Source organism: uncultured Microbacterium sp. (genome assembly GCF_913776565.1).
In the GTDB taxonomy this organism is placed as follows: Bacteria; Actinomycetota; Actinomycetes; order Actinomycetales; family Microbacteriaceae; genus Microbacterium.
Genome location: NZ_CAJYPF010000026.1, coordinates 1 through 9,648 on the forward strand (window position 1 = coordinate 1; position 9,648 = coordinate 9,648).

Annotated in this window: 9 protein-coding genes and 1 pseudogene; 3 read left to right on the forward strand and 7 right to left on the reverse strand. The window is 69.7% G+C overall.

What is annotated here, in order from left to right; translation table 11 throughout:
- Positions 1-192: pseudogene (locus QZ433_RS01645) on the forward strand (hypothetical protein); the annotation flags it as partial.
- Here the strand turns inward: QZ433_RS01645 and QZ433_RS01650 are convergent.
- Genes QZ433_RS01650 through QZ433_RS01680 form a run of 7 tightly spaced genes read right to left on the reverse strand, consistent with a single transcriptional unit; the run spans position 171 to position 7,874 of the window.
- A complete protein-coding gene (locus QZ433_RS01650; RefSeq protein WP_295779706.1) occupies positions 171-1,076 on the reverse strand; it encodes an amidohydrolase family protein in 906 nt (301 codons plus the stop codon). The pseudogene QZ433_RS01645 and the gene QZ433_RS01650 overlap by 22 nt on opposite strands.
- A complete protein-coding gene (locus QZ433_RS01655) occupies positions 1,073-1,972 on the reverse strand; it encodes an NAD(P)-dependent oxidoreductase (RefSeq protein ID WP_295779707.1) in 900 nt (299 codons plus the stop codon). Before QZ433_RS01655 ends, QZ433_RS01650 begins: the two co-directional genes overlap by 4 nt.
- Positions 1,969-2,877, reverse strand: a complete 909-nt coding sequence (locus QZ433_RS01660; protein ID WP_295779708.1) for an NAD(P)-dependent oxidoreductase — start codon at positions 2,875-2,877, stop codon at positions 1,969-1,971. Before QZ433_RS01660 ends, QZ433_RS01655 begins: the two co-directional genes overlap by 4 nt.
- Positions 2,874-3,893: an ABC transporter permease gene (locus tag QZ433_RS01665; RefSeq protein ID WP_295779709.1), complete on the reverse strand. Its 1,020-nt coding sequence runs from the start codon at positions 3,891-3,893 to the stop codon at positions 2,874-2,876. Before QZ433_RS01665 ends, QZ433_RS01660 begins: the two co-directional genes overlap by 4 nt.
- Positions 3,890-5,389, reverse strand: a complete 1,500-nt coding sequence (locus QZ433_RS01670; protein ID WP_295779710.1) for a sugar ABC transporter ATP-binding protein — start codon at positions 5,387-5,389, stop codon at positions 3,890-3,892. Before QZ433_RS01670 ends, QZ433_RS01665 begins: the two co-directional genes overlap by 4 nt.
- 35 nt (positions 5,390-5,424) lie before the next feature.
- Entirely contained in the window at positions 5,425-6,480 is a 1,056-nt protein-coding gene (locus QZ433_RS01675) for a substrate-binding domain-containing protein (RefSeq protein ID WP_295779711.1), read from the reverse strand.
- Positions 6,481-6,524: 44 nt separating this feature from the next.
- Complete coding sequence (locus QZ433_RS01680) at positions 6,525-7,874, reverse strand: Gfo/Idh/MocA family oxidoreductase (protein WP_295779712.1); 1,350 nt, start codon at positions 7,872-7,874, stop codon at positions 6,525-6,527.
- 175 nt (positions 7,875-8,049) lie between these two features.
- On the opposite strand from QZ433_RS01680, the gene QZ433_RS01685 reads away from it, so the two are divergent.
- Both QZ433_RS01685 and QZ433_RS01690 read left to right on the forward strand, forming a co-directional pair.
- Positions 8,050-9,081, forward strand: coding sequence for a substrate-binding domain-containing protein (locus tag QZ433_RS01685; protein WP_295779713.1), 1,032 nt, complete (start codon positions 8,050-8,052; stop codon positions 9,079-9,081).
- Positions 9,078-9,392, forward strand: coding sequence for an antibiotic biosynthesis monooxygenase (locus QZ433_RS01690; protein WP_295779714.1), 315 nt, complete (start codon positions 9,078-9,080; stop codon positions 9,390-9,392). The genes QZ433_RS01685 and QZ433_RS01690 overlap by 4 nt, the downstream gene beginning before the upstream one ends.
- Positions 9,393-9,648: the final 256 nt, after the last annotated feature.

The window sequence follows — 9,648 nt, forward strand, 5'->3', positions numbered from 1 at the left end:
GCGCACGCCGACCTGAGCATGGTGCTCGGCGCGCTGGCCAGCCGCGTCGCCGAGTGGATCAGTGCCGCCGTGAAGAACGAGGACGGCGTCGAGAGGGCGAAGGTCCGGCACGCGCGGGTACTGTGGCTGGCCTACCGTCCGAAGGGTGGAAAGCCGCGACGAGCGGGCCGTCAGTCCAGCGGGATGCGGTAGGTCCGCGCAGCGGTCCCCGAGAACATCGCCGCGCGCTCGGAGCGGGTGTAGCGCGAGGTGATCTCGTCGAACGCCGCGTACAGCGCGGACAACGACGAGTAGAGGCCGTCGACGGGGAAGTTGCTGCCGAACATCACCCGGTCGGGCCCGAAGGCGTCGATCGTCGGCACGACGATCTCGGCCAGGGAGGCGACGCTCCACCGGTGATCGGTCGTCCCGATCGCCGACACCTTGACGGTGACGTTCTCGCAGCGGGCGATCTCGGCGAGACCGGATCTCCACCGGCGCAGATACTCGGCATCGCGTGCGGCGGGCATCCCGGCGTGGTCGAGCACGATGCTGTTCCCGGGGTGGTCCGCGGCAAGCCGCGCGGCCTCGGCGAGCTGGTCACCGAAGACCTGCAGATCGAACGACAGGCCCCGCTCCGCGAGCGTGGCGAAGCGCCGTCGCCACAGCGGTTCGGTCATGATGTGCGGGCGGTCCGTATGCGACCACCGCACGTCGGGGTGCCAGTTGAGGATGTGCCGGATGCCGCGCACGTGCGCCATCGCGCCCAGCTGGTCGAGCAGTTCGTCGGCCCCCGGTGCCGACAGCTCCGCGCGGGCGACGTGGACGGCGGGGATCGGCCCATGGGCGGCGATGACCTCTCCGATCCACCGCGCCTCCGCGAGGGGATCGGCGGCGCCGTTCTCGACGTGCACCGAGGCCACGAGGGGCAGCCCCTCGCTGTCGGCCCGGTACTCCTCGATCGCGTAGTCCCGGCGTAGCGCCCGATCGTCGCCGTGATAGCGGTCGACGGGGGCCTCCGCCCTCAGCCACGGGTAGCCCAGATCGAGCCGAGCGAGGTGGTGGTGCGCGTCGATGAGGGGGACGTCGAAGGTCATGAGCGCTCCGTCGCGGCTGCGGAGAGCGTGCGGATGACGCCCGTGTGATCGAGGTCGCCATCGCCCTCGTCGACCATGCGTTGGAAAAGGCCCGTCACCGCCGACGCGGCCGGGAGATCGAGGTGCCATCGGCTCGCCGCGGCCTCGACGAAGCGCAGGTCCTTGACCTGATTGCGTGCACTCCCGCCCTCGGTGAAGTCCTCTCGCTCCCATTTGGCGCGCTTCTGCCGAAGCACCTCCGATCCGGCGAGACCACCGGCCAGGACGTCGAGCACGGCGGAGCGGTCGAGACCACCCCGCTGCGCAAGAACCAGTGCCTCGGCGATCGCGGCGACCGTCGAGGCCACGACGATCTGATTGCAGGCCTTGGCGAGAGCGCCCGCTCCGCTGGGACCGAACCGGGTCACCAGCGCACCGAAGGCGCCGAAGATCGGCCGCAGCAGTTCGAAGGTGGCCTCGTCCGCCCCGACCATCACACTCAGCGAGCCCGCGGCGGCGCCGACCGTTCCCCCGCTCACGGGCGCGTCGACGACGACCACCCCCTCGCGGCGAAGCAGCCGTTCGGCGAACGCCGCCGTCTCGACGGGCGAGGTCGTCCCGTGGATCACCAGGATCGGATGCGCCACGCTCCGCGCGCGCCAGCCGGCCAGCAGTCCCTCCGGTCCTTCGAGCACCTCCTGCACCTGAGGCAGGTCGGGCAGGGCCGTCAGGACGATCCCGCCCGCTGCCTCGGCCGGTGTGGCCGCCGATCGCGCTCCCCGTTCCACCAGCGCGGCGGTCTTGTCGCGCGAGCGGTTCCACACGACCAGCTCGTTCCCGTGATCCACCAGTCGGGCTGCCATGGGCGCCCCCATCGGGCCGAGCCCGAGGAACGCGAGAGACGGTGAGGGTGTCACGGGGTACCTCCGAGAGGAGCCAGCAGGTCCGGTGAGACGTATTCGAGGAGCCGCTCGGCCCGGAAATCCAGGAGCGCACTCGAGCGTGTCAGATCCAGGCCCACCTGACGCCCCTCGAGCTCGCCGACGGGCACATCGGGGAGGATCCGGGCGACGGCTTCGCGCGTGTTCTCGCGCAGATAGGTGGTCGGCGCGGCCACGAGGATGCCCGGCGCAGGGGGCGTCGTGCAGCGCAGCGCGCACACGACGGCGCGCGCGGCATCGTGCACGTCGAGGTAGCTCCATCCCTCGTAGGCCTGACGAACCGGGTCCTCGCGAAGACCGCGGCGGATGTGGGCCGCGAACACCCGCCCTTCATCGGCGGCGATGTCACGAACGAGCGGGAAGCGCAGTCCCGTCAGTTCCAGCCCCCACGTCGCATGCGCCATGACCGCGGCCCGCTCGTTCGCGTCTTTCGACAGCGAATACGTATCGCCGAACGCAGGGGGTTCGTCCTCGTCGTAGGGCACGATCGACGGGGCGCGCAGCTTGCCGATCGGAAGACCGCTCGCGTTGATGCTCGACGCGTAGACCACGCGCTCCACCCCCGCCTCTGCCGCCGCGGCGAACACCGCGAGCGTGCCGACGGCGTTGACGGCGTAGGTGGTGACCTCGTCCTCGATCCAGGGACCGGGGATGCCGCCCAGGTGCACGACGGCATCCGCTCCCTCGACCGCCGCCCGGATCGCCCCGGCGTCTCGCAGATCGCCCGGCTGATCCCTCACGCCGGTCACGTTCGCGGCGAGGCGGTCGAAGCTGACCGTCTCGCAGCCGAGGTCGCGCAGTGCCGCGACCGTCGCCCGCCCGATCAGGCCCGCACCGCCGGTGACGACGATGCGGGCCCCGCCGATGGATCGCGAGTTCACGCGACGGTCTGAGGGGTCGGCTGCTCGACGTCGGTCGGCGTCTTGGAGCGACGCACGAGCGGCCATCCCTTGGCGCTCTGGTCCAACGCCACGGCGATGACCACGACCGAGCCGGTCACGATCTGCTCGTAGAAGCTCGGAACGTTCAGCAGGACCAGACCGTTCGTGAGAGCGCCCAGGATCAGCGCACCCACCAGGGTTCCGGCGATCCGCCCTTCGCCGCCCATCAGGTTGGCCCCTCCGATGACCGCGGCGGCGATCGCCGTCAGCAGGTAGGGGCTGCCGCCCTCGGTCTGCGCGGCGTTGATGCGAGCGACGAGGATCAGACCGGCCAACCCCGCGAGAGACCCGGACAGCGCGTAGACGGCGACCTTCACCCGGTTCACGCGGATGCCCGACAGCCACGCGGTCTCCTCGCTGCCGCCGACGGCGATGACGTTCTCCCCGAACACGGTCCGCCGCAGCAGCAGCCAACCGAGGACTCCCACCACCGCCACGATGAGCACCATGACCGGCACCCCGCCGATGTAGCTGTTGAGCATGAGGATGAACCCCTGGGGGATGTTGTAGACGGGCTTGCCGTCGGTGGTGACGTAGGCGAGCCCCTGGAACACGCTCATCGTGCCGAGGGTCGCGATGAAGGGCGGCAGTTTCAGGCGGGTGATCAGGATGCCGTTGACCCCTCCGCACAGCGCGCCGACGGCCAGCCCGATGACGAGGGCCAACAGCGGCGGGACTCCCCCGGTGACCATCGCGGTGGCCGCGACGATGCCGACGAGGCTCACGATGGACCCGACCGACAGGTCGATGCCGCCGGTGATGATGACGAACGTCACCCCGAGGCCGATGATCGCATTGATGCTCGCCGCCACGGCGATGTCGCGCAGATTGCCGACGGTGAGGAAGGCCGGGTTCAGGACCCCGAAGATGAGGAAGATCAGGGCGGCAGCGCCGAAGATGCCCAGGGTCTGGACGTTGATCTTCGGGCGGCGACGCGCGACGGTGGGCGTGCTCATTGCTGTCCTTTCGCGACGCCCATCGCACTCGCGACGAGGGTCTGTTCGTTGATGTCGCTGCCTTCGAAGGAGCCGACGAAGCGGCCGCCGCGCATGACGAGCACGCGGTCGCTGAGAGAGATGACTTCGGGGAGATCTGACGAGACGACGAGGATCGCGTTGCCCTGCGACGCGAGGCGATCGATGAGGCGGTAGATCTCGACCTTGCCGCCGACGTCGACGCCCTTGGTCGGCTCGTCGAACAGGTACACCGTCGACCCGCGCCACGTCCATTTCGCGATGACCAGCTTCTGCTGGTTTCCGCCCGAGAACTGCCGCGCGTTCAGCCGCACATCGCCGGGCCTGAGCGACATCCCGTCGGTCTGTCCGGTGGCGACCGCAACCTGCCTTTTCTTGCTGACGAAGGGCCCGAGAGCGCTGAACTGCCGGTCCGCCGTCATGGCGATGTTGGCGTAGGCCGGGATCTGCAGCACGAGCCCCTGGCGCTTGCGCTCCTCGGGGACGAAGGCGATGCCGGCGGCTCGGCTGGAGTGCGGATCGGTCACGCGTCGATCGTGTCCGCCGATCATGATGCGCCCCGTCGTGCCCGGGTCGGCCCGGATGATGGCGCGCAAGAACTCGGTGCGGCCCGAGCCGACGAGACCGGCGATCCCGACGACCTCGCCGGCTCGCACGGCGATGTCGAGCGGTTCGGGATGCCGCGGGTGGCGGACGCCCGTGCACTTCGAGGCCACGGGCGCGTCGGGGGCGACGGGGTGTTCGCGCGTGAAGGCGAGGAGTTCGCGCCCCACCATCTTGCGCACGATCTCGTCGTCGTCGGTGTCGACGATCGCCGAGCGGAAGGCCGTGCGTCCGTCCCGAAGCACCACCACACTGTCGGAGACCCGCATGACCTCCGGCATCTTGTGCGAGACGAACAGCACCCCGACGTTGCGCTCGCGCACGATCTCGCGCACCCGTTCGAGCACCTGCGTGGCGTTCTGCTCGAGCATGCTCGTGGTGGGTTCGTCCAACGCGATGATGCGCGCCCCGAAGGCGAAGGAGCGGGCGATGGCCAGCGACTGCCGCTCGGCGGGGCTGAGCGTCGCCGCGGGGGTTCCCGCCGTGGTGGGAAAGCCCATGCGCTCCATGTCGGCGAGCACACCGTCCACCACGCGGCGCGCGTTCTTGCGCTCCGCCCGGGGTCGGCCGATGAAGACGTTCTGCGCCACCGTGAGCTGGGGGACGATCGCCGGTTCCTGGTGAGCGATGACGACGCCGTCGGCGAGCGCCCGGCGCGGAGAGAACTCTGCGCGCCGGACGCCGTCGATGGTGATCGATCCGCGGTCCGGAGTGAGCGCGCCGCCCAGGATCGCCAGCAGCGTGCTCTTTCCTGCACCGTTCTCCCCGGCCAGTGTGCAGATCTCGCCCGCGTCGAGGCGGAAGGTCACGCCGTCGAGCGCTCGAACCCCGGGGAAGCTCTTCGCGACGTCGTCGACTTCGAGGAGCGCGTTCACACGATCACCTTTCTCGAGATGCCGAGCCCGCGGGCTTACGGCATTCCTTCGGCGTAGTCGGCGACGTTGTCGGCATCCACGACGAAGGCCGGGACCTCGATCCAGCTCGGCACGCTCTTACCGGCGATGAGCCAGAGACCGGCGTCCACGCCGGCCGCGCCCTCCTGATTGGGCTTCTGGCTGACCGTCGCCGACATGCGACCGTTCTGGATCTCCTTCTTCGCCTGAGGGATGCCGTCGGTGCCCACGACCAGGATGTCACCGGTCTTGCCCGCACGCTCGACCGCCGTCGCCACGCCGAAGGCCATGCCGTCGTTCTGGACGTAGAACGCCTTGAGGTCGGGGTTGGCCGTGAGCATCGCGGTGGCGATGTCCTGAGCCTTCGTCTGGTCCCAGTTGGCCGTTTGAGAAGCCACCAGGCTGAGGTCGGGGTGCTTCGCCAACCCGTTCTTGAAGCCCTCGCCGCGGTTGAGCGCGTTCGACGAACCGGGGTCGCCCTCGACCATGGCGACCTTGCCGCCCTGGGGAAGCTTCTCGGCGAGGAAGTCCGCGGCGGAGGCACCGGTGACCAGCGAATCGGGCCCGGAGTAGACGACGCCCGGGAGGGTGCCCTTGGCGTCGTTGAGCACGACGACCGGCACGCCCTGCGCGAGGGCGTCCGAGAAGACGGAATCGAGACCCGTCGCCGAGATGGGGGACGCGAGCAGGATCGAGCAGCCCTGGGTGAGTGCGCTCTTGGCCTTGTCGAGCTGCTCGGTGATGGACGCCTCGTCGTTGACGGCGAAGATCTGCGACTGGATGCCGAGCTCCTTCGCGCGGTTCTCGACTCCCTGAGCGACGAACGACCAGTATTCGTTGGACAGGGTACGGGTGACGTAGCAGACCTTCGCCCCGTCCGGCACGGTGGGCTGTCCGAGTTCGTCGGTGACGGCGTCGTATTCGGTCGTCTGATCTGCTTGGACGAGCGAGGCGATGTCGGATGAAGAACCGCCGGCGGCGGGTCCGTCCGGGGTGGCGCTGCAGCCGGCGACGCCGAGTCCGAGAACGGCGGCGCCCATGAGCGCGAGCGCGCGTCGGGTGGTGAGGGACATGAGTGGTCCTTTCGTCTTTGTAAGGATCGGTGCTTCGGGTTGATTCAGGCCGAGACGGGGGCGGCGAGCAGAGCTTCCGTCTCCAGGCGGAGTTCGAGGGCGTGGGAGAGCGAATCGTCCATCTTCACGTCGTCCCAGTCGACGATCTCGCCCTTGGCGACATCGTTGACGAGCTCCACGTGGTGGGCGAGGGCGACCGGGAGTGCCCGGGTGGCCTGGGAACGCTGCGCCGAGACGAGTTTGCCCCAGACGGTGTACCCGCCCTCGCCGTCGAGGAACTCCCCGGCGCGCAGGTCGCGCTTCGCGGTGGCGACGACATCGGCGTAGAAGCCGATCGGGCTCCCGGTCGCCACGCCGCGCAGCGCCGCATTGGCGATGGAGATGTTCAGCTCGAGACCCACGTAGTGGTAGGGGCGGTAGAGGGCGGCGTACTGGCCGGTGGGGTCGGGATGCCACGGGTACTCGGTGAAGCATCCGGAGACGTAGTCATTGGTCGCCTTGACGACGACGAACACGCCCTCCTGGGTGTTGTGGGGGATCCAGTCGCCCTCGCGGGTCACGCTGGACATCACGTCGACGCTGCCCTCGGTGGCCAGGACGCCGCCGACCGCTGCGGGGCGGCAGATCGTGGCGATCTCTTCGACGTCCCCGGGGGTGAAGGTGAGGCCGTCGTCGGAGGGGCGCAGACCCGCGGCGTTGGCGACTGCGGCCATCTCGATCGCGGCCTTCGTCCCGTCGCGGAACGAGGTGTGCATATAGGGGTTGAGCTGGCCGGAGTCGGTGAGCTCCTTCGAGAACTCCCAGTTCTCCCAGACATTGTCGGGGTTCATCTCGTGGTAGTGCGACAGGTACTTGGCGCCCTTGCCTGCGCAGACCACATCGAAGCCGGACGTGCGGGCCCAGTCCACGAGCTCCATGATCAGCGCGGGCTGGTCGCCGTAGGCCATCGAGTAGACCACGCCCTTGTCGCGGGCGCGAACCGCCAGGGCGGGTCCGGCCAGGGCATCCGCCTCGACCGTCACCATGATGATGTGCTGACCGGCGTCGATGGCCGCGAGAGCGTGTTCGATGCCGACGATCGGGTTTCCGGTGGCCTCGACGATGACGTCGATCTCGGGGCGGAACAGATCGCTCGCGGAGCCGACGACCGCGGTCGAGCGGTCGGCGAGCGCATCGTCGACGGAGTCCTTGACGAGGGCGTCGGGCCACTGCGCCAGTCGGAAGGCGCCGCGGGCGCGCTCGAGGTTGATGTCGGCCACGGCGACGACGTGGATGCCGGGGATGTTGCGGGCCTGCGAGAGGTACATCGTGCCGAATCGTCCGGCACCGATGAGGCCGACGCGGATCGGTCGCCCCGCGCTTTCCCGCTCGCTCAGCAGCTGGTGGAGGTTCATGTTCTTCCTTTTCCTGGACGACGTCGACGCGGGAATCGAGTGGACGTCGGTGTCGGCTCTCGGTAGAGTGGTAACGGTTCCATTTTTGTACCACTGCCTCGTCGATACTGTCAACGACAACCGCGGAGGAATGGGCGACCGCGACTAAAGTGACGACAACGACCAAGGAGGCCCGGTGAAGAAAGCCCCGACCATCCGCGACGTCGCGGCGGCCGCCGGCGTGTCCGTGGCCGTGGTGTCACGCGTGCTGAACGACGGCAGCGGCCCCGTCGCACCCGATACCCGCTCGAAAGTCGTCGCCACGATCGAAGAACTCGGCTTCCGGCCGCGCGCGGCCGCCCGCAGCCTGTCCAGCGGCGCCGCCGTGATCGGACTGATGGTGACCGATCTCGAGAACCCCTTCTTCGCGCGCCTCGCCGGCCGCGTCGCCTGGGAGGCACGCGCCAACGACTCGCAGGTCATGCTCATGACCACCCACGAGGACCCCTACCTCGAACGCGACCTGCTCGAGCGCCTGCGCGACCGCTCGGTCACGGGCATCATCGCCACCCCGACCGGCGCCAACATCGACGCCTGGCGGCGCCTGCTCGACCTGGGCGTATCGGTGACCTTCGTCGACCGCTCCATCCCCGACCTTCCGATCGACGCGGTCCGCATCGACAACGTCGACTCGGCCTTCACCGCGACTGACCACCTGGTCCGCCTCGGCCACACGCGCATCGGCATCGTGTCGGGACCGACCACCACGACCACCGGCAGTGAGCGCATCGAAGGCTACCGGCGCGCCCTCGCGGGCGCCGGCATCCCCCTGCGCAATGAACTCGTGCACGCCGTACCGTTCCGCGGCGAAAGCGGCGGCGACGCCGTCGGCGCCCTGCTGAGTCTGCACCCGGCGCCCACCGCGCTCGTCGTCGCCAACACCGCGCAGGTGCGCAACGCCCTGCGACGGCTCCTGCAGTCGGGTCTGCGACTGCCCGACGACCTCTCGGTGGTCGTGTTCGACGACAACCCCTGGACCGAACTGACCTCACCACCGCTGAGCGTCGTCCGCCCTCCCGTCGACATGCTCGCCGTGCACGCCGTCGAACTGGTCACCTCTCGCGTCCGGGGCAACGTCCCCGAGGCACCGCGCACACTGTCGGTCTCGGCCGACTTCGTCGCACGCGCCAGCACCGCCCCCCTCGTCCCGACAGGAGAACTCTCGTGAGCGCCGTCGTCGTCACCGCCGCCTTCCATCCGATCGAGGGCGGCCGCGAGTCGCTCACCGCCGCTCTCGAGCAGTCGCTGGCGGCCGTGCACGCCGAGGACGGATGCGAGCTCTACGCCCTGCACGACGCCGAGGACGGCACGCTCGTGCTGATCGAGAAGTGGTCGTCCCGCGATGCGCTGGCCGCGCACGCCGCCGGTGACGCGGTCGTCCGTCTGAACGCGGCGGTCGCACCGTTCCTCGTGCGTCCGACCACCGTCACCGCGATGACGGCACTCCCCGCCGGAGATGCGCGACGCGGGGTGATCTGAGCGCACCGCGGGACACCGGCCGCGACCCGACGGTCCTCGCTTCAGGAACGCGGTGGATCCGTCGTCGTCGCCCCCTTCCCCCACACCCGATGCCTCGAGACCACCCGCCTCTGGTTCAGCGCCCCGCGGACGCGGCGTCGAGGGCGCGCTCCAGAGCCGCGGCGGTCGCGGCACGCGCCGCCGCCGGCACCGCGGCGAGGAAGCCGCCGACGAAGGTGTCGCCCAGACCGATCGTGGTGGGGTCGGCCGTGGTCAC